Origin of the sequence: Paenibacillus barengoltzii NBRC 101215 (assembly GCF_004000745.1) — a bacterium.
In the GTDB taxonomy this organism is placed as follows: domain Bacteria; phylum Bacillota; class Bacilli; order Paenibacillales; family Paenibacillaceae; genus Fontibacillus; species Fontibacillus barengoltzii.
The window spans coordinates 78428-97934 of record NZ_BILV01000007.1 but is presented as its reverse complement, the minus strand read 5'-3'; the positions used below and the strand labels follow the sequence as shown (position 1 = coordinate 97934).

15 protein-coding genes and 1 pseudogene are annotated in these 19507 nt (G+C 51.3%); 7 read left to right on the top strand and 9 right to left on the bottom strand.

The features are described 5' to 3' along the window. Positions 1–6: 6 nt before the first annotated feature. A pseudogene (locus PBA01S_RS03015) lies at positions 7–1664 on the bottom strand (LytS/YhcK type 5TM receptor domain-containing protein). A gap of 484 nt (positions 1665–2148) precedes the next feature. Between PBA01S_RS03015 and PBA01S_RS03010 the strand changes: the two are divergent. Next, a complete protein-coding gene (locus tag PBA01S_RS03010; RefSeq protein WP_255315280.1) occupies positions 2149–2832 on the top strand; it encodes a DsbA family protein in 684 nt (227 codons plus the stop codon). 531 nt (positions 2833–3363) lie between these two features. Continuing rightward, positions 3364–3810, top strand: a complete 447-nt coding sequence (locus PBA01S_RS03000; RefSeq protein WP_028537485.1) for an Hsp20/alpha crystallin family protein — start codon at positions 3364–3366, stop codon at positions 3808–3810. A gap of 67 nt (positions 3811–3877) precedes the next feature. Here PBA01S_RS03000 and PBA01S_RS02995 read toward each other — a convergent pair whose 3' ends face one another. Together PBA01S_RS02995 and PBA01S_RS02990 are read right to left on the bottom strand one after the other, a co-directional pair. Next, positions 3878–6157: a molybdopterin oxidoreductase family protein gene (locus PBA01S_RS02995; RefSeq protein ID WP_255315279.1), complete on the bottom strand. Its 2280-nt coding sequence runs from the start codon at positions 6155–6157 to the stop codon at positions 3878–3880. Next, positions 6129–7361: a nitrate/nitrite transporter gene (locus PBA01S_RS02990; RefSeq protein WP_028537486.1), complete on the bottom strand. Its 1233-nt coding sequence runs from the start codon at positions 7359–7361 to the stop codon at positions 6129–6131. The genes PBA01S_RS02995 and PBA01S_RS02990 overlap by 29 nt, the downstream gene beginning before the upstream one ends. Before the next feature lie 543 nt (positions 7362–7904). Here PBA01S_RS02990 and PBA01S_RS02985 point away from each other — a divergent pair. From PBA01S_RS02985 to PBA01S_RS02965, 5 genes are all read left to right on the top strand, one after another. Continuing rightward, positions 7905–9338: an aldehyde dehydrogenase gene (locus PBA01S_RS02985; RefSeq protein WP_084628779.1), complete on the top strand. Its 1434-nt coding sequence runs from the start codon at positions 7905–7907 to the stop codon at positions 9336–9338. A gap of 52 nt (positions 9339–9390) precedes the next feature. Continuing rightward, positions 9391–9723: an L-rhamnose mutarotase gene (locus PBA01S_RS02980; RefSeq protein ID WP_232228253.1), complete on the top strand. Its 333-nt coding sequence runs from the start codon at positions 9391–9393 to the stop codon at positions 9721–9723. A 25-nt stretch (positions 9724–9748) separates the two neighbouring features. Continuing rightward, complete coding sequence (locus PBA01S_RS02975) at positions 9749–10642, top strand: aldo/keto reductase (protein ID WP_036644378.1); 894 nt, start codon at positions 9749–9751, stop codon at positions 10640–10642. Positions 10643–10838: 196 nt separating this feature from the next. Continuing rightward, entirely contained in the window at positions 10839–12248 is a 1410-nt protein-coding gene (locus PBA01S_RS02970) for an XRE family transcriptional regulator (RefSeq protein WP_255315278.1), read from the top strand. 269 nt (positions 12249–12517) lie between these two features. Further along, positions 12518–12703: an aspartyl-phosphate phosphatase Spo0E family protein gene (locus PBA01S_RS02965; RefSeq protein WP_127575296.1), complete on the top strand. Its 186-nt coding sequence runs from the start codon at positions 12518–12520 to the stop codon at positions 12701–12703. A gap of 31 nt (positions 12704–12734) precedes the next feature. Here the strand turns inward: PBA01S_RS02965 and PBA01S_RS02960 are convergent, their stop codons facing one another. The 6 genes from PBA01S_RS02960 to chvE form a co-directional block, all read right to left on the bottom strand. Then, positions 12735–13121 carry an RpnC/YadD family protein gene (locus PBA01S_RS02960; RefSeq protein WP_127575295.1) on the bottom strand — a complete coding sequence of 129 codons (387 nt, stop codon included), beginning with the start codon at positions 13119–13121 and terminating at the stop codon, positions 12735–12737. 26 nt (positions 13122–13147) lie between these two features. Further along, positions 13148–14728, bottom strand: coding sequence for an oleate hydratase (locus PBA01S_RS02955; protein WP_127575294.1), 1581 nt, complete (start codon positions 14726–14728; stop codon positions 13148–13150). Positions 14729–14899: 171 nt separating this feature from the next. Beyond that, positions 14900–15499, bottom strand: coding sequence for a TetR-like C-terminal domain-containing protein (locus tag PBA01S_RS02950; protein ID WP_255315277.1), 600 nt, complete (start codon positions 15497–15499; stop codon positions 14900–14902). A 120-nt stretch (positions 15500–15619) separates the two neighbouring features. Then, entirely contained in the window at positions 15620–16783 is a 1164-nt protein-coding gene (mmsB, locus tag PBA01S_RS02945; RefSeq protein WP_028537493.1) for a multiple monosaccharide ABC transporter permease, read from the bottom strand. 4 nt (positions 16784–16787) lie between these two features. Continuing rightward, a complete protein-coding gene (gene mmsA, locus PBA01S_RS02940) occupies positions 16788–18317 on the bottom strand; it encodes a multiple monosaccharide ABC transporter ATP-binding protein (protein WP_028537494.1) in 1530 nt (509 codons plus the stop codon). A gap of 95 nt (positions 18318–18412) precedes the next feature. Further along, positions 18413–19471, bottom strand: coding sequence for a multiple monosaccharide ABC transporter substrate-binding protein (chvE, locus tag PBA01S_RS02935; RefSeq protein ID WP_198032009.1), 1059 nt, complete (start codon positions 19469–19471; stop codon positions 18413–18415). Between the last annotated feature and the right edge of the window lie 36 nt (positions 19472–19507).

Sequence of the window (19507 nt, the reverse complement as noted above, 5' to 3'; positions counted from 1 at the left end):
GTGGAGTTACATTCCTTTCCTTACATCAAAATAGACTTCAGTGCCCGGCTCCAAACGTTGGATTACGACTCCTTCTCCATAAATTAGCTTCACTCGCTGATGCACATTATAGAGTCCAATTTTATGGGCTGGAACCTGATCATGGTACAAATTCCGAATGATCTCTTCATCGATTCCAATCCCAGTATCCTTCACGCTGATCCGGACTTGATCCCCAAGATCCTGCACAGAAATGGTCACGGTTCCCGGTCCTTTCGTCTTAAGAACACCGTGATTAATGGCATTTTCGACGAGAGGCTGAATCAATAAGCTGGGGATTTTAACCGAAACCTCCTCATCAATGTCATAATTCACTTGTAACCGCGAGCCAAAGCGTGCTTTTTCAATTTCAACGTAATCCTTCACTTGCTGAAGCTCTTTATGGATTTCAATGAACTCATCGCTTAGCTCTAAGTTGTGTCTCATGAAATTGGATAGATTGATGATTAATTCTCTGGCTTTTCCGGATTCTTGCGTGTCGTTGAAGCGATGGCGTTTAAGGCATTAAACAAAAAATGGGGGTTGATTTTGGTTTGCAGCGCTTTGAGTTCGGCCTTATTCGCTTCCTCCTTAATTTGCTCGACCCTTGAAACCTCCATCAGTGTGGAAATAATCTGGGATAACCCAATCGCCATCGTCTGCAGCGGGTAGGTCACTTTGTAGGCTTTCCGGTAATACACCTTCAGTGTCCCTGTTACAACGTCCCGTTCTTTTAAAGGCATAATCAGAAAATACTGAATTTGCGGGAGATTATGCTCAGAGATGTGATTGGAAATGGTGATCTCACCGGTTCGAATCGCAGTTTTTGTGATCTCGCTGATAATAGCCTCTCCGACCGTGTAGTGCTCCTCGCCAAATCCAACATAGGCCAGCACATTATGGGTATCCGTAATCGCAACGGCATCAGCCTCGATTTCATCTTTAATAATCGTACAGATTGTCTTCAAGGATTCCTTGCTGGTGGAGCGGAAGTAGGGTAACGTTTTGTTCGCAATTTCCAAGGCCAGCTTGGCTTGCTTGGCGGCAATCATCTCTTTCTCGCCCTCGACCCCCATAATCATCAGCACAATCAGCCCAATGCTGATCTCCCCAATTATCATAGGAAAGGCGATTTTGGATACGATGTCCAATCCCAGCTCAAAGGGCTCGGCAAAAGCTAAAATAAGCAGCATGGTTAAAATTTCACAGATCATACCGGCGATAATGCCGTAGATCCAGCGGGCTGATTTTTTCACTTTATGATTAATGACTCCGGAAACTAAACCCGCAATCATACTGGTGATGAGGCAGGGAATTGATGTAATTCCACCGATATCAATTAAGTACCGATGCAATCCTGAGACGACCCCGGTGATAATCCCTACCCAGGGACCAAACAGGATCCCCCCGGACATCACAGCAATAATGCGAATGTTCACCAGCGATCCTTCAACCTCAATGCCTGAGTACGTACCGAAAATCGCAAACGAGCAAAATATGACGGTAATCACGGTCAGCTCGATCGGCGATCGATTATCCCGCTGCAGCACCTCACGGAATCTTGGAATACGAGCCATAAAGAATAAGCAAATCAGCAGCAATGCAGTTCGTTCCAACAATTGCAGCAGCATTTCTAATGAGGTCATGTGGGCTTGGCTTCCCTTCTGTAGTAATATAAAAACTCCCTGATTGGCAGTAAGCACAACCAGAGAGTTGCAAAAGCAATATTTTGGTATAGAAGCGATCAGCTTACGCTCAAGTTCCTTACCATCATACAACACTTGTTATGGATACTCAATTTACTTCGTGTCAGCTAAATCATTTCGGTGAACAATCTGAGGGGCTTCGAGTGGAGTTGATCAGTGAAGCTTATCCCCTTACTTTCGACTGTGACCTTTGTTACTCCCTTGCCGTGGGCCATACGCTAGAATGAGGACGAAACGAATCCAGATGGAGGTAGGATGGCGGATGGCCCAGAATAAGGGAAGTAATCGGAGCAGCGGGAAACCAGCCTCAACTTATAAGACGGGATCCAACCGGACAACCCCTGATCACAAAAATGTCGGCAGGGGCAAGGCGGGAAACGCGGCCAACAGGTCAGGAAGCGGCCGAGAGAATAGGAAATCCGGTTTGATTTTTGTAAGTTCCCTCATTTTCATTGGAGTCCTGGTCATCACCCTGGCTGTTGTGTTCCTGAAAGATACGGGTCCTTCTGAATTAAAGGATCTTCCGAACTATACGGAAATCAAAGGGGATTACACTGCCAAGGGCTTGAAGTATGAGAAGCAGCCGCATTTAGGCGATCCGAACGCTAAGGTTAAAGTCATCGAGTTCGCTGATTTCAAATGCCCGGCCTGCAAGAAATGGGAAGAAACCTATATGGACCAGCTGCAGCAAGAGTATATCGATACCGGGAAAATCGAGTTATTTTTCATAAACTATGCATTTATTGATCGGGATTCGATCATGGCGGCCAGCGCGGGCGAAGCGATCGCGGCGCAGAGTAATGAGAAGTTCTGGGAGTTCAAGCGTAAGCTGTATGAACACCAAGGCGATGAGACGAAAATTTGGGCGACACCTGACTTTTTGCTGGACTTCGTGAAGAAGAATATCGAGGGGATCGACTATGATCGGTTCGCGAAGGATTTAAAAGAACATACCTATATGCTGCCCGTCAAGGAAGACTTCAAAACCGGCGGATATTACGGAGTCAACGGAACCCCTCAATTTATGGTGAACGGGGAGCTGCTGCCGAGCGCTTCGTACGAGGAGTTGGCGGCGGCGATTGAGGCGAAGTTGGCGGAAACTGATTGATGAAAAGCGACGATAAAGTCGCTTTTTTCGTAGTTTGGGTGATTACATTTTCCCCTTCCTCATCCAAGACCAAATGCGATACGATCCCCATAAGTTTATTAGTAGGAGAAGAAACAACACGAATCCCCATAAGCCAAGTTGATTGATTTCCTTGAGTCCCTCCACATTCCAAAGGACAAAGGTCCCAATTCCGATGAAAAGAAGATACAACCTTACTTTTACCATGAATAGGTTGAGATGTCTTGAGGTATCCTAACGATGGCGACACCTCCATGTCTAAAAAGACCTGCGGGAGAATCAGTGATGTTCGTTTGATTTTTGAAAAATAAAAGGTTCAACCGCGTTAGATTGAGATGAAAGGTCAAAGAAGGTCAAATAAACAGTCAAGTCTCTGGCGATCAGGAAAAATGCGCGAAAATCGCCCGAGAACAGGCTGTTTGGGCTTTAATCACTTTTGTCACTTTGGTCATGGAGGCATATAATGAGGGTGTAAGGTCAAATAAGGTCAAACCAAAGAAAGGGGAATGCATGATGTTTGATTTGATTCCTTTTGGTCGACACAGAGAAGATGCGTTCGGCCAGTTGGCTAAAACGTTTAATGATGTGTTCAATGATGACTTTTTTGCACCGTTTAAAAATTCGCCGCTCTCTTTCAGAACTGACATCCGCGAAACGGATCAAGCCTATCTGGTTGAAGCGGAATTACCTGGTTTCCGAAAAGAAGACATCGAGATCGACTATGCCGCTCCTTACTTGACGATCAGAGCAGTTCGTAATGAAGATCACAACATGGAGGATACGAACCATCAAATCGTTCGGAAGGAACGTCGGCACGGTGAATATGTTCGTAGATTCTACGTGCAGGATATTTCGGAAGAAGATATTCGCGCGTCCTTGAAGGATGGCGTTCTGAAGCTGGAGGTGCCGAAACGGCAACCGACTCGCTCCAAACGCATCCAAATTCAAGACGGCGATTAATATAAACGGAGGCTATCCCTCCAGCCACAAGCTGGAGAGGATAGCCTCTTTGCTTATACATAACTCCTCAGCTTCGTTGAGGGCGAGATGCCGCAAGACCTGCGGGATCCGCTGCGGTGCGGCTTGCGGTGTGTTGCACGGGAGTGTACTCGACCTCACCGCTGTCCCGGGCATTGCTCCAAGAAGCGCCGTCAGTTCCTAGATTTCTATAGGAATCGGCAATCTCCGGTTCCACGCGCTCTGCCCTAACGGCGGAGATCTTAAATTCCGGCATCCGGCTGATCGGGTGTAAGGCATCGTTCGTCAGCCGATTCACCGCCAGGTCGCCGCCCCAATGGAACGGGACAAACATCGTACGCGGATGGATGTCCTTCGTCACCTTGGCGGCGACCTCCAGCGACCCGCGCCGCGAGGTTAAGCGGACGCGGTCTCCTTCGCGCAGGCGAAGCTGCTCGGCCAGAGCCGGGTGGAGCTCCGCCACCGGCTCCGGCGCCTTCTTCGCCAGCGCGTCCGTGCGGCGGGTCTGCGCGCCGCTCAGGTAGTGCCCGCCCAGCCGACCGGTCGTCAGCAGATACGGATATTCCGTATCTGCGGTTTCCGCCGGCGGCTGCGGCGTGACTGCGTGCAGGCGGGCGCGGCCGCCTGCACGGGGGAAGACGCCGCCTGCGAAGAGGCGCGGCGTTCCGGGGTGCGCCTGGCCGGGCCCGGGGCACGGCCAGAACAGCCCTTGCGCTTCCTGCAGGCGCGAGTAGCTGATGCCGCTGTAATCGGCTTTGCCCCCGGCAGAAGCGCGGCACAACTCGTCGAACACTTCGCTCATCGACGAGTAGGAGAAATAGCGCCCTCGGCCCAGCTGTTCGGCGAGGGCGCACAGCAGCCAAGCGTCCGGCATCGCCGCGCCGGCCGGCTCAAACACCCGGGGCCGGTAGAACACCCGGCCCTCAAGGTTCGTCATCGTCCCTTCCACTTCAAGGAAGGACGTGCCGGGCAGCAGCCAATCCGCATAGGCGGCCGTCTCGGTCTCGAACAGGTCGACGACGACGAGCAGGTCCAGCTTCGCCAGCGCCTCGGCGACCCGGGCGTTGTTGGGGCTGGACACGACCGGATTGGAGCCCAGAATCATCATCGCTTTAATGTCGCCGTCCAGTATCTTCCCGAACAGCTCATACGCGGAGACGCCTTTGCCGGGCAGCTCATGGGGATCGATTCCCCAGACCTGGGCGACATGCGCCCGGGCGTCCGGGTCCTCGATCGAGCGATAACCCGGCAACTGGTCAGCCTTGAGCCCATGCTCGCGGCCGCCCTGCCCATTGGCCTGCCCGGTGACGGAGCCGAAGCCGCTGCCCGGCTGGCCAATGTGCCCGCACAGCAGGCACAGGTTGATGTACTGCAGCGTATGCTCCACGCCGTTCACCTGCTGCTCCAGGCCCCGCGCGGTCAGAACCATACCGCGCTTCGCCCCGGCGAATCCCCGAGCCACTTCACGAATCGTATCCTCGGGGATCCCGGTGAGGGCGGCGACCCGTTCGGGCGGGAAATCCTGAACGGCTTCCTGTACCGCCTCCACCCCTTCCGTATGGGCCGCCACAAATTCCGCATCATACAACTTCTCTTCTAAAATCACATGCAGCAGCCCGCTGACCAGCAGCGAGTCCTGCCCGGGCTCAATCATTAGCTGATGCTGAGCGATCTTGGACGTCATCGTCCGCCGGGGATCGATCGTGACGATAACGGCGCCTTTTTTCTTAGCAGCTAACAGGTAGGGCATCAACGTGGGCTGGCATTCGGCGATGTTGGTGCCGGCAAGAATGAGATAATCGGTTTGGGGAATATCCTCAAGCGGAAAAGGGAGACCGCGGTCGATCCCAAACGCCAGCTGCTGCGCCGCCGCTGCGGAGGACATGCAGTATCGTCCGTTGTAATCCACGTAACGAGAGCGCAGAGCAACCCGAGTAAATTTGCCAAGTAAATAACACACTTCGTTCGTCAGCGAACCGCCGCCAAATACGGCGACGCTGTCCGGACCGTATTGATCCTGGATTCGGCGAATTCGAGCGGCGATATCATCCAATGCTTCGGGCCAGGCTGCAGGCGACCAAAAGGGAGAGGAGGCTTTGGATTTGCGCAGCGGCTGCAGCACCCGCTCCGGATGAACCGTATGCGCCAAGGCGTTGAAGCCCTTTTGACATAAACGCCCCGTGGCTACGGGAAAGTCCGGACTGGGCTTCACTTCATATCCTGCCGTGGAACCTTGAGCCAAGTGCAGATCCAGACTGCATTGCATACTGCAAAAGGGACAGTGGGATCGCAAACGTTGGTCAGGACGGGCGGCTGTAGGAATAAGCATCATAAGCTGCCTCCTTCCGGTTCAGGAACGTGCGTTTCCACTGGCCTTGAATAAGAGTAACCGTGACAATACAAGCCAGCGCTATTGCGCTCAAAATGAGGAAGCCGGGGGTATACGACCCGGTCCATTGCTTCAAGAGACCGAGAATATTCGGCAGAAAATATCCGCCGAGCCCGCCGGCCGCACCTACGATGCCGGTAATCACTCCGATTTCCTGCTGGAACCGTTGGGGGACGAGCTGGAACACGGAGCCGTTGCCCATTCCGAGGCACATCATGCCTACGAACAGCAGAATGGTCACGACGGACAGCGGCGGCAGCGACGAGACGAAAGCCATCATGAGGGAAACACCCGCGTACAAAATCAACAGCATGCGAACCCCGCCCAGCCTATCGGCCAGCCAGCCGCCTACAGGACGAAAGAAGCTGCCGGCAATTACACACAAGGTGGTGAAGTCGGCGGCCCGCACTGCACTCAGCTCATATTGGGTATTGAAAAAAATTGTCAAGTAGTTCGACAAGCCGACAAAACCGCCAAACGTCACCATATACAACAAGCAAAACAGCCACGCATCCCGCTCGCGAAGCACGGCGGCGTAGTCCCGCAGCTTTTTCGGTTCCGGCTGATTGGGGCTGTCTTTCGCCAGCAGCGTAAAGACGAGAAAGACCAGCGCAACCGGAATGAGGGCCAGCCCGAACACAACCTCCCAGCCGCCATAATGCTGGGCAATTCGGTTGGCGAACAGGGTGGAGAAGACCGTGCCGCTGTTGCCGGCTCCGGCGATCCCCATCGCCAATCCCTGGTATTGCGGCGGGTACCAACGGCTGGCCAAGGGCAGCGCCGCCGAGAAGGAAGCGCCGGCAACGCCCAGCAGCAAAGCCACTGCATACAGTTCGCCAAGCGAATCCACGAACTGCCAGCCCCAAATGAGCGGCACCATCGTGACGACCATGCCGATCTGGCCGGTCCGCTTAGGACCAATCCGGTCGGCCAACACGCCAAGCACCAGGCGAAGCAAGGAGCCGCCAAGGACTGGCAGAGCGACGAGATTAGCTTTTTGTGCGGCGTTCATCGGGTAGTCCTGCATCATGATGACCGCCAGCGGGCCAATCAGAACCCATACCATAAAGCTCACATCGAAGTACAAAAAAGCGCTTAGCAGCGAGGGCTTATGCCCACTCTTCAAAAAACCGGTACGTTCCATCCTTCCATCTCCTTTCCAGGTTCCATCCTCTTAGGCCGGGATGTTTTCTGTTCTTCATAGCTACGGCCAAAACTGGGCGCAAAACAAAAAGGAGCCCCGTGCAATCCTGCGATTGCCCGTATGGCTCCTTTGCCGACCGGCGGCACTACGTTGTGCGAGACCGGAATATGAATAGGGTTGCGCCACGACGTTGTGAACGTAGTTAAATTATATGAGTTTTAGAAAGATTATGTCAATATAAATAACAAAAAACGTTCATAAATTTAACTGAAAACCGTCTTGACGATTGTGAAAACGAGGTTTTTATTAACAAATTGAAGTTTTACTCGAATTATTCAATATTTTATGTTAGGTAATCTAACACAAATTCATGCCAATATACAAATTTCCGCTGCACTCAGAGGCTAAAGAAGGACAATGAGACTTCCGCTAACCGCTTGGCAGCGATAAATGACCAAAGATGTCCAGCTCCCCCATTTCGGGTTACAATAGAAGGGTCAGACAGAATGAAGATGATTTATTCGGGAAAAAGAGGGGACCGCCTTGAGCCAAACTGAACATGCTACCCAAACTCCAACTGAACTGCAACCTACGCAATCCCTAGATCGCTCCATTGCGGAGGTCGTTCGCGCCCAGCAGCATTTCGTCCAATCTGGTGCGACGCGACCGGTGGACTTCAGACTGCGTCAGCTTGAACGCCTGAAGACCGCGATTCAACGTTTCGAAACGCGAATATTGGAAGCGCTGCAGCGAGATTTGCGCAAGCCTGAATTCGAAGGCTACAGCACGGAAGTGGGTTATGCTTACGATAGTATCCGCTACGTGATGAAGCATCTGAAGCGTTGGGCCAAGCCGGAGCGGGTTCGCACTCCGCTCACCCATATCGGCTCCAGCAGCTACATTTACCGGGAGCCTTATGGCTCGGCCCTGATCATCGGCCCGTTTAACTATCCGTTTATGCTGGTGATCGACCCGTTGATCGGAGCGATCTCTGCGGGGAACGCCGCAATCGTGAAGCCTTCCGAGTTTACTCCTCATGTCTCTAGGGTGATCGCCGAGATGCTTGGCGAATATTTCGAACCCGATTACATTCGAGTCATCGAGGGAGGGCCGGAGGTGACGTCTGCGCTGATTCATGCCCCGTTGGATTTTATTTTTTTCACGGGAAGTATTCGGGTTGGCAAGATCGTTATGGCTGCGGCGGCGGAGCATCTGGTGCCCGTTGTTCTGGAGCTTGGCGGGAAGAGCCCTTGCATTGTGGATGAAGAGGCGAACCTCGATCTGGCAGCACAGCGTATCGTCTGGGGGAAATTCCTAAATACAGGCCAGACCTGTGTGGCTCCAGACTATGTGCTCGTTCACGAGTCGGTGCGAGATGAACTGATCACCAAAATGAAGGCGCAGATCAAGGTCTTCTATGGTGAGGATCCAAGGCGAAGCCCTGACTACGGGCGGATTGTGAATGAGCGGCAGTGGAGCCGGCTGATGGGTTTGCTCGAACCGTCTAAAGTGGTGGTTGGCGGGGATGGCGATCGTGAGGATCTGTATTTAGGGCCGACGATCATGGAGCGCGTCAACTGGGAGGACCCCGTGATGCAGGAAGAGATTTTTGGACCGATTTTGCCGGTGCTGGAGTATCGAGACCTGGATGCGGCGCTCCGGAAGATTGGTGAGCGGCCTAAGCCGCTGGCGCTGTACTTGTTTACGAGCAATGCCGCCACGGAACGGAAGGTAATGGAGTCCGTTTCATTTGGCGGCGGGTGCGTGAATGATACGGTTATGCATCTGGTGAGCCCGTATTTGCCTTTTGGCGGAGTCGGATCTTCGGGGATGGGAGCCTACCACGGCCGTTACAGCTATGAAACCTTCTCTCATCGAAAAAGTGTGCTGAAGAAGTCCACGCGGGTGAACTTGAGCTTCATCTATCCGCCTTATACGGCGGGCAAGCTGAAGCTGATTCGACGTTTCTTCAAGTAAGGATGCCGTCTCAGGTGTCAAATGGGATGACAATTTCATGGGAGGGATGATCATGGAAATGAGTTCAAGCCGGAAGTTTGCCTGGACCTGGCGGGTGAAGGAAGATCAACTGGAGGCCTATGTGGAGATGCATTTGAACCCTTGGCCCGAGGTGCTGGCGGAGCATCGCAAAGCGGGGATTCGGAATTATTCGATTTTTCAGCAGGGAAATCAGTTCTTCTACTGCTTTGAATGTGATGATCCGGATGCGGCGTTCAAGTATATTGCAGCCAGCGAGGTTTGCCAGCGGTGGAACGCGATTACATCAGGCATGGTGGAAGGGTCATTTGACTTTAATGAACCGCAGCCGATCGTGCCGATGCGCGAGATTTTTTATTTGAAGTAGCGACGAATCGGAGGGATTCTTGAACATGAAATATCGGACATTAGGAAAAACCGGTCTCAACGTTTCCGTGGTCGGCATTGGAACTTGGCAATTCGGCGGGGAGTGGGGTTTAAACTACACGCAAGCGGAAGTGGATGCGATCTTGGATCGGGGCCGGGAGCTGGGCATCAATCTGATCGATACGGCAGAATGTTATGGCGACCATCTGTCCGAATCGTTTATCGGGGATTATCTGAGCCGGCGCAACCGGGAGGACTGGCTGATCGCCACGAAATTTGGGCATCAATTTCATGAACGGTTTACGCGGACGGACCGCTTTGATGCTGCGGCGGTACTACAACAGCTTGATGCTTCGCTGAAAGCGTTGAAGACGGACTATATCGATCTGTATCAGTTTCATTCCGGCCCGGATGCGGCGTTTGATAATGATGAACTTTGGACGCTGCTGGATAAGCAAAAGCAAGCCGGGAAAATCCTCCATCTGGGCACGTCGATCGGCAGCAACGACAACCTGCATCAGACCGAAGCTTCAACGAAGGTAGGGGTGGAGGCGATTCAGGTGGTTTATAACCGGCTCGACCGCGTGCCGGAGAATCGGGTGTTCCCGTCCTGCGAGCGCCAGCAACTCGGTGTGCTTGCAAGAGTTCCTCTGGCGAGCGGTTATCTGAGCGGCAAGTATAAACCGGGCGCGGTGTTCAGCGAAACCGATGTACGCCATCGTCATGATCCGGAAAGCACCCGGCGCAAGCTGGAGGAAGTGGAAGAGATTCGGCGGAATGAAGTGCCGGAGGGTGTGGACATGGCTCAGTGGGCCTTGGCCTGGTGCCTGAAGAATCCTGTTGTCAGCACGGTGATTCCGGGCTGCAAGAACCCTGCGCAAGTGGAGGCTAATGCGGCTGCGGCGGAGCTGGAAATCTAAGAAACTTCATAAAGACCGATAAGCAGACAAAAAGTTTGCTAATCGGTCTTTTTTCATATTGACGATTGTCAAATTTAGGATTATTATGTAAACATATATTGGAAGTTTAGTAGGATATGGTGTTGCTTGATGTCATTGGATGTCGTTTGACTCCTCTGTTAGCCGAGAATCCTTTGGCTCGCAGAAGGTCGCGGAATTGGGGGGTGATAATTTTTTGATATCTACAACCACGATTCGCGCAGAACTGGAAGATTACATCAAGAGCGAAGGGACAACCCTGCACCGTTTCTCGGAATCTGCCGGGGTGAACGTCGGAACGTTAAGCGGAATTATTAACGGGAACCGACCGATTGCCATCGGTCAGTTGGATCGAATTACGGCTGCGATGGGGTTGCCTGAGGGACACTTTTACGATTTATACGCAGATGAATGTTTTACTTCTTCATCTCCTCATTGGAGGAGGCTACGGCCTTTCCTGATGAGATGCGCCGAGTTGCAGAAGCATGACTGTATTAAGCAGGTTCTAAACCGTTTGTTAGAGGATTTGAAACAAATCGCGGGCATTTTTGATACCGCTGAAATGATGTATGAGCGAGGCTGGAAAGAAGCTGCGGTAATACTCTATGAAAGCGTTATCGAAAGTGAGCGGTCCAGTCATTCTGAACGCTTGGCCATGAGTTACTACAGGTTGTTTAAAATTCACCGCATGGATAGGGACAAGGGGTTTAAGACTGCAATGCAGTTTTTGCCCTACAGACATCGCTTGCCGGAAGTGTATGCGCTCGATGGCATCCTCATGTTGGTTGAAGTTTATACGCTCAATTTTAATTGGTCTGAAGCCGAAGTATACGCAGACGAACTTTGCGCATTAGCGAAAGCTTTATATGAAAAAAAAGTATGGAAATACAGTGATTTTAAACCTCTCCGTCCTCTTGTTTATTATTACGGTAGGGGCTATCTTCTCAAAGCTGGCTCATACGAATATAGAGGAATGTTTGAGGAATCAAAGCGATGGATTAAAGAATATGCGGATTTAAGTTGGTTTGATGCCGATGATGAAAACCAAACTGCTGTAATAGAGCAATTTAGAATGTTTGCACAAGCCAATTACCTTTGCTTGGATATTAAAGCAGGGGACCGATCCAAAATTCCTAAGTATGTTCAATTCTTGGAAGAAGAACCTGATGAACTTATAGAAGGCTTGATCACATTAGTAGAGTCGGCCAATCGCCATCAATTTTTTCTTGATGATATTCTTGATCGTTTTTCCGAAGAAATTGAAAAATACAGGTTGATCGGGAAAGATAAGTGGTTTTCAGAATCGGTAGTAAGTAGAAACCGTTGTTCCGTCTTTTTTCAGAATTATGCAATTTACAATCTGAGAAAAGGGAATTATGAAGAAGGTATCAAGAGTTTACTATATAGCTTGAAGATGGCGATATCTTTGAATAATAAATCTTTGATTGTGAATTGCATGACTTTATTTGAACTGAATCGCAAATTCGTTAAAGAAGAGCAACATAAAAATTTTCGAGAACTATGTAGAGAGGTGTGGGAAAATGAAAAAGAAAATGTCCTTTACGGTTTCGGCTATGAAAATGCTTAGTTTGGTAGGTTTGGCTAGTGGTGCTGGTTTAATTGCAACATTGGCACACGGCTTTTGGGGATAATATATTTCGTCTTGAACCATTCAAAAAAAGTAGGGATCAGTCCTTGGGACTGACCCTATTTTTATTGTATAGCGTATACAGAGACAGAGTGAGGAACATGCCAGGCCGTTCCATTTCAAAAAATGGAATTTTTTTTGTTTCTTGCATTAGGTCTCATTATGCAATATTTGGCAACCTCTTCTAATATGTTCCTAGGGTGATCGAGATGAACAGTTCTGAAAAAATCAGATTTCGGATTGAATTGGAAAGACAAGAATTAAATCGGCTCGCTCAGAGATACGGGATGCGCCATGCACGGGTACTCCATCAGTCGGTTATTCTTGACCACTTGTTAAATAAATATAGCCAAGTCATATATTCCAATTACCGAAGAAGGAAGCCGATCGCGTAGATGCGGCTTTTTTTCTTTGTCCTTTGGGCAATTAATTCATGATTTTTTTGATTTCTTCGACAGGCAATTGGGTCGTATCCGCGATTTCTTCCAGAGTGAAGCCTTTGGGTAACAACCGGCGCGCGATTTGCCGGCGTTCGATGAGGGTGTCTTGTTCGATTCCCTTTTCAATTCCTTTTTCGATCCCTTTCTCTAGGCCTTCTTCCAACCCTTTCTCGTAACCTTGACGCATCCATGCAGGCATTATTTCCATGATCACTTCACTCTCCTTTTCATATTGTTTCGCCAGCTCCCGAAGCATTTCTTCATCCTGCCGAGGATCCGGCTCGAAATATAAATCAGCGATAGACATCACTAACGATAGACGGGCGTGATCCAGTCTCTGGCTGAGCTGCAGCAACATGCGCAGATAAGCCAACCGGAGCTCCCGTTCCTCCCCTGGTCTTACCGGAATGAAGTCACCAAGCTCTGAAGTAATGTACGTATATCGTACTGGTATTGGTTGATCGGTGCGATCGGTTTGTTCAATCCCAATAGGCCATATACCGCCATGCGAGCTGTACGGACAGAGTATTCCTCGGTGAAGACGACATCGTCCGGGATTTCGCAGAATTGACCAATAAACGCTAAGTTCGTGGAGCCGTCCGGGATGACCTTCGGCCGATCGCCAATCGCTCTAGGCATGAACTGCGAGGTGATGAACGGCATCATACATGGAATACAGTTGGCAGTGGAAATGATCGCCTCCATGTCTTCTTCGAAGTGGAGATGGTGCAGCAACTCGGTGAGAATCTCCTCGCCGGTACAATCGGACATTTTCTTAGGCACGTAATCCCCAACGCGATCCGGGAATAATCCATAACCCCAGAAGACCTTCACATGCTCCGGCTGGTTGCGAAAATGCGGCTGATGAGCCAGCACAATGGACATGAACCAGCTCGAATCCTTAAAGGTGACAAGTGCGCCGGTTCCGGCCTTGTTGCGAGAGAAAGCTTCCATCCGGTCAAAAAAACGCGAGTCCTGACAAGTCACCGTAAACGATTCCCATTTGGACTCTTCAATATGGTCGGCGAAGACGGAGGGACGTCCAAGGCCCGGTTTCTTGGCGGCTATCCGCTCCCATAACTGCCAAGAGCTGCCCTTGCCGTTCAGCTTCGGCGCTGTATGCATGGAGCCGAGGCTGTAGCCCTCCGTCATCGAGCCGTTGGTGACGATCACCAGATCGTCTTCGCCCAAATCGAGGACTTGCGGCTCGCCGTCTTTCAGATAGTGTATCCGCGTCACGGTGATCTCATCGCCTTCTCGGAAGTCCAGATCCGTAACGGTGCATTTCAGCGAAAAGTCTACGCCGTGCTTCTCCAAATACTTTTGCAGCGGGAGAATGAGGGAATCGTATTGGTTATAAGGTGTGCGAGTGACCCCCTCCAACGTGTGGATTCGTGGGAATTCATGCATAAATCGGAGCATGTATCTTTTAAACTCCACAGCGCTGTGCCAAGGCTGGAAGGCAAAGGTGGTGGCCCACATGTACCAGAAATTTGTCTTGAAAAAATGCGGGCCAAACCAGTCATTGATCCGCGCAGTGCCCAGGCTCTCTTCAGGGGCCATAATCAGCTTAACCATGGCCATCCGGTCCGTCATATCAAAGCCCATAGAGGTCACGTCCACAACCTGGCCGTCCCGGTTGACTAACCGAGCGTTGGAATGCGTCTGGTGGGCGGTATCGAAAGCGATGATCTCATCCCGCACCGAAAGTCCCGGGTGGTCTATCGAAGGGATGGAGCGCAGCAAATCCCATGTATTTTCATAAGTCTCATCATTCAGCATCCGGCCGCCGCGGATCACATATCCGCGTTCACGGTCTCCGGCACCGTCGTTACTGCCGCCTAGCACCTTCATTTCCTCCAACACATGAATATTCTGACCGGGAAAATCACAGTCCCGAATCAGGAACGCAGCCCCCGCCAGGGAAGCGATCCCTCCGCCAACAAAATAAACGTGATGAGTGTGACGATCTGCAAACATAACTTTCGCCTCCAAGAATGTGATGAATGGAACAATCCTAATGTAATCCGTCTTGGAGGCGAGCGAAATCCACAAGGAAGGGCGACTGTATAAAAAAGCGACACTCCCCAAGGAGTGTCTAGGATTCCGACGGAAAAAGCCAGGATTCGCGCCGCCGAAAGTCTGCTATTCTCACTTCTGTGAAACGGGCGATCGCTTGGCTTTGTGTTCATACCGTTGCAGCGCCTGCTCGAAATGACCCTCTACCAATTCACTGAGCTTTTCGATCATGGCCTCCGGGCGTTCTCTCATCCCGTCCCGCATCCATCCGATGACCAGCCCGGTAAATGCCAGCGTGTAAAAGTTGGCCAAAAACCGTTGATCTTCCGCATCCACTTGCATCCCTGCGGATACTTCTTGTACTACACCCATAACCAGGTTGTTCGTGACGCTATACAGGTAAGCATCCAGATGGCTGCGAGCCAGCGAATTTAGCGTGTTCAAGCAAAAATCCCGGTTGTCTTCGATATATTTGAAGATTTTTAAGAAGCCTTGGGTCCAGGTCCGATAACTGCGCTCCCCGGCAATGGCATCTACCGCTTCGGTCTGGTAAATCCAGCCGAGCAGCTCGTAAATATCCTGGAAATGGTAATAGAACGTTTGCCGGTTTAATCCGCAGTCGTCCACAAGCTGTTTGACGGTGATTTTGTTTAAAGGGACTGAACTCATCCGTTGCTTTAACGAGGCGGCGAGCGCCTTCTTGGTCAGATGGGAGCTAGACAAGAGAATCACCTGCTTTGTGGAAAAAATAGGTAGGCCATCCTGTCTTCATTATACTCTCGCTCCAGCCAGCTATCAAAAATAACCCCCGCTAAATCGATAGCGGAGGTTACAAACCTCAAGGTCCTAGGATTAACTCGTCTTCGACTTATTGTAAATATCGAAGGCGACGGCGAGCAGCAGGACCAGCCCTTTGATGCCTTGCTGCCAATCGACCCCAAGCCCGATCAGCGACATGCCATTGTTCATCACGCCCATCACCAGGCCGCCGATGATGGCCCCGATAACGGTACCAATGCCGCCGGAGGCTGAAGCGCCACCGATAAAGCAAGCCGCGATCGCGTCGAGCTCAAAGTTCGTCCCGGCCTTCGGTGTTGCCGAATTGAGGCGGGCGGCGAAGATCAGACCGGATAGTGCGGCCAAAGCGCCCATATTGACAAAGACCCAGAACGTTACCTTTTTGGTTTTGACACCGGATAGTTTGGCGGCCTTCTCATTGCCTCCAAGCGCGTAGATATGGCGCCCGGCCACCATGCGATTCATCACGAACGAATAAATGACGATGAGGAAGAACAGGATGATCAGAATGTTCGGCAGCCCGTTATAAGTGGCGAGCACAAAAGTAAAGATGTTAATGATAGCTACGAGCAGGAGGAGCTTCGTGACGAACACCCAAATTGGCGCGACCTCAAACTGGTATTTGAGCTGGGTCCGCCGCTCTTTCCATTCCTGCCAAATGAGGAGAAGGGAGAGCACCAGACCAAGCAGAATCGTCAGAATATGCAGGCTGCCGCCGCCAAACCAGTCGGGAATGAAGCCAGAACTGATCCGTTGGAACGATTTCGGGAATGGGGCAATCGACTGGCCGCCCAGCACGATCATCGTCAAGCCCCGGAACAGCAGCATCCCGGCTAACGTGACGATAAAAGCGGGGATTTTCACATAAGCGACCCAAAATCCTTGCCAAGCCCCGATCAGTCCGCCGATCACTAGTGAAATGAGAATGGTCAGGAATGTAGGTAACTGAAGATCTACCAACATGATCGCAGCCAAAGCTCCGATAAAGGCGGCGATGGAGCCGACGGACAAATCGATATGTCCAGTGATGATCACCAGCACCATCCCGATGGCCAGCACCAAAATGTAGCTGTTTTGCAGGATTAGATTCGTAATGTTCAGCGGCTTAAGCAGGATGCCGCCCGTTAAAATTTGAAACAAGATGGTGATGAAGATCAAGGCGATAATCATGCCGTATTGACGTATGTTTTTTCTAAAAAGTTCGCTAACTGCTTGCATCGGTCTACCCCCTGCCTCGAGTCATGGATTTCATCAACACTTCCTGGGTGGCGTCCTCGCGCAGCACTTCTCCGGTGATCCGGCCCTCGCTCATGACGTAGATGCGGTCGCACATCCCGAGAATCTCCGGAAGCTCTGAGGAGATGAACAAAATGCCCTTGCCCTCGTCCGCCAATTGATTGACGATCGAATAAATTTCATATTTGGCTCCGACATCAATGCCGCGCGTTGGCTCATCGAGAATCAAGATTTCCGGTTGTGCGAAGATCCACTTGCTGAGGACGACTTTCTGCTGATTGCCGCCGCTCAGGTTGACCGTTTTTTGCAAAATGCTGGGTGTTTTAATGTTCAGCTTGCTCCGATATTCCTCCGCGACCAGCACTTCCTCCCGTTCATTGATCACGCCGCGGCGGGACAACTTCTTTAACGAAGCCAGCGAGATGTTGCGTTTGATATCGTCGATCAAAATTAAACCGTATTGTTTGCGGTCTTCGGTGACATAAGCGACGCCATGCTTAATCGCTTGACTGATGTCGTTAAATCGGACCTCTTTGCCGTGGAGGAACAGCTGACCTTTAATGTGTCGTCCATAGGATCGGCCGAATAAGCTCATCGCCAGTTCGGTTCGGCCAGCACCCATCAAGCCGGCGATCCCAACGATCTCTCCGCGGCGGATATTGAGATTGATATCGTCGAGTACTTTACGATCCTCTTGCTGCGGATGGGTGACCTCCCAACCCCGGACTTCAAAGATCACTTCACCGATCCGGGGAACCCGTTCCGGATAGCGGTGGGTGAGATCGCGGCCAACCATGCCCTTGATGATGAGATCTTCGGTCACCTGATCGGCTTTCATATCCAGGGTCTGAATCGTCCGGCCATCCCGGAGTATGGTGATCGAATCGGCAACCTTACTGATTTCGTTTAATTTGTGCGAAATGATGATGGAGGTGATGCCTTGTTTCTTCAGCTCGAGGATCAACTCCAGCAGGTTTTCGCTGTCATTTTCGTTCAATGCGGCTGTGGGTTCGTCCAAAATTAACAGTTTGACCTGTTTTGATAAGGCTTTGGCGATTTCCACCAGCTGCTGCTTGCCGACACCCAGCTCCAAAACGCGCGTGGCCGGGGATTCGTTTAAGCCGACCCGCTTCAGCAACGCTTTGGTTTTGACCGTTGTTTCGTTCCAGTCGATCAATCCGTGCTTGCTCTGTTCATTCCCAAGAAAAATGTTCTCCGCGATGGAGAGATAAGGGATCAGCGCCAGCTCCTGATGGATGATGACGATCCCCAGCTGCTCGCTTTCTTTAATATCTTTGAATTCGCAGACCTTGCCCTCGAATAAGATCTCGCCTTCATAAGAGCCATGCGGATAAACCCCGCTCAGCACCTTCATCAATGTCGATTTACCAGCCCCGTTCTCCCCGCACAGGGCGTGGATTTCTCCGGATCTGACCTTGAGGTTGACATTGCTGAGCGCCTTGACCCCCGGGAACGTCTTCGTAATGCCCCGCATTTCCAAAATTGTATTGCTCACATGCGTCACCTGGCCTTTCACTCACGGTACGTGCATAGCGACGGCCGCCCGAATCCGCGTCCGCCGCTATGCCGGTCACCACAAGTTAATGATGTTTAGAGTCCCAGATCTTCCTTGGAGTAATAGCCGGTGTCGACGAGCGCTTGTTCCACATTCTCCTTGTCGACCGAGACCGGTTCGAGCAGGTAAGAAGGAACAACCTTCACGCCGTTATCATAGGTCTTCGTGTCGTTGACTTCGGCTTCTGTACCTTCCAGAATGCTTTGAACCATAGAGACTGCTTTTTTCGCCAGCTCGCGGGTATCCTTAAAGACGGTTTGGGTTTGCTCTCCAGCAAGGATCGATTTGACCGATGCCAGCTCAGCATCCTGGCCGGTTACGATCGGCATCGGTTTGCTTCCGGAGCCGTAGCCGACACCTTTGAGCGAGGACAGGATACCGATACTGATTCCGTCATAAGGAGAGAGCACGGCGTCGATATTTTCCGTGGTATAGTGAGCGCTCAGCAAGTTATCCATGCGGGCCTGGGCGGTTGCGCCATCCCAACGCAGCGTGGCGATTTGCTCCATCTTGGTTTGACCGCTGCGTACGACGAGCTTGCCGGAATCGATGTACGGCTGCAGCACGGACATGGCACCGTCATAGAAGAAGTAGGCATTGTTGTCGTCCGGAGAGCCCCCGAACAGCTCGATATTGAACGGGCCTTTGCCTTCCTTAAGACCCAGCTTTTCCTCGATGTAGGAGGCTTGTTGCACACCCACCTTGAAGTTATCGAAGGTGGCGTAGTAGTCGACGTACTCGCTGTTCATGATCAAGCGGTCGTAGGCGACGACTTGTATGCCTTGATCGTGGGCTTTTTGCAGCACGTCAGTTAAGGAGCCGCCGTCAATCGCCGCAATGACAAGGACTTTTACGCCTTTCGTGATCATGTTTTCGATTTGTGACACCTGGTTTTCGATGACGTCTTCTCCGTATTGCAGGTCCGTGCCATAGCCAAGAGCCTTAAACTCCTTGACCATATTGTTCCCGTCGTTCACCCAGCGTTCGGACGATTTCGTCGGCATCGCAATACCAATCGTTCCTTTCTCGCTGTTGCCCGATCCGCTGCTGCTGCCGTTTCCGCCGTTGGCGCAAGCAGCGAGGGCGAAAACCATCACCAAAGCAAGTAAAATGGCCGTTACCTTCTTCAA

Bases quoted from the DNA above. Each gene is read 5' to 3' on its own strand.
- PBA01S_RS03000 (WP_028537485.1), top strand. From the start codon at position 3,364: ATGTTTGATTTGATTCCTTTTGGTCGACACAGAGAAGATGCGTTCGGC.
- PBA01S_RS02995 (WP_255315279.1), bottom strand. From the start codon at position 6,157: ATGCTTATTCCTACAGCCGCCCGTCCTGACCAACGTTTGCGATCCCAC.
- PBA01S_RS02990 (WP_028537486.1), bottom strand. From the start codon at position 7,361: ATGGAACGTACCGGTTTTTTGAAGAGTGGGCATAAGCCCTCGCTGCTA.
- PBA01S_RS02980 (WP_232228253.1), top strand. From the start codon at position 9,391: ATGGAAATGAGTTCAAGCCGGAAGTTTGCCTGGACCTGGCGGGTGAAG.
- PBA01S_RS02975 (WP_036644378.1), top strand. From the start codon at position 9,749: ATGAAATATCGGACATTAGGAAAAACCGGTCTCAACGTTTCCGTGGTC.
- PBA01S_RS02965 (WP_127575296.1), top strand. From the start codon at position 12,518: ATGAACAGTTCTGAAAAAATCAGATTTCGGATTGAATTGGAAAGACAA.
- PBA01S_RS02955 (WP_127575294.1), bottom strand. From the start codon at position 14,728: ATGTTTGCAGATCGTCACACTCATCACGTTTATTTTGTTGGCGGAGGG.
- mmsB (WP_028537493.1), bottom strand. From the start codon at position 16,783: ATGCAAGCAGTTAGCGAACTTTTTAGAAAAAACATACGTCAATACGGC.
- chvE (WP_198032009.1), bottom strand. From the start codon at position 19,471: ATGGTTTTCGCCCTCGCTGCTTGCGCCAACGGCGGAAACGGCAGCAGC.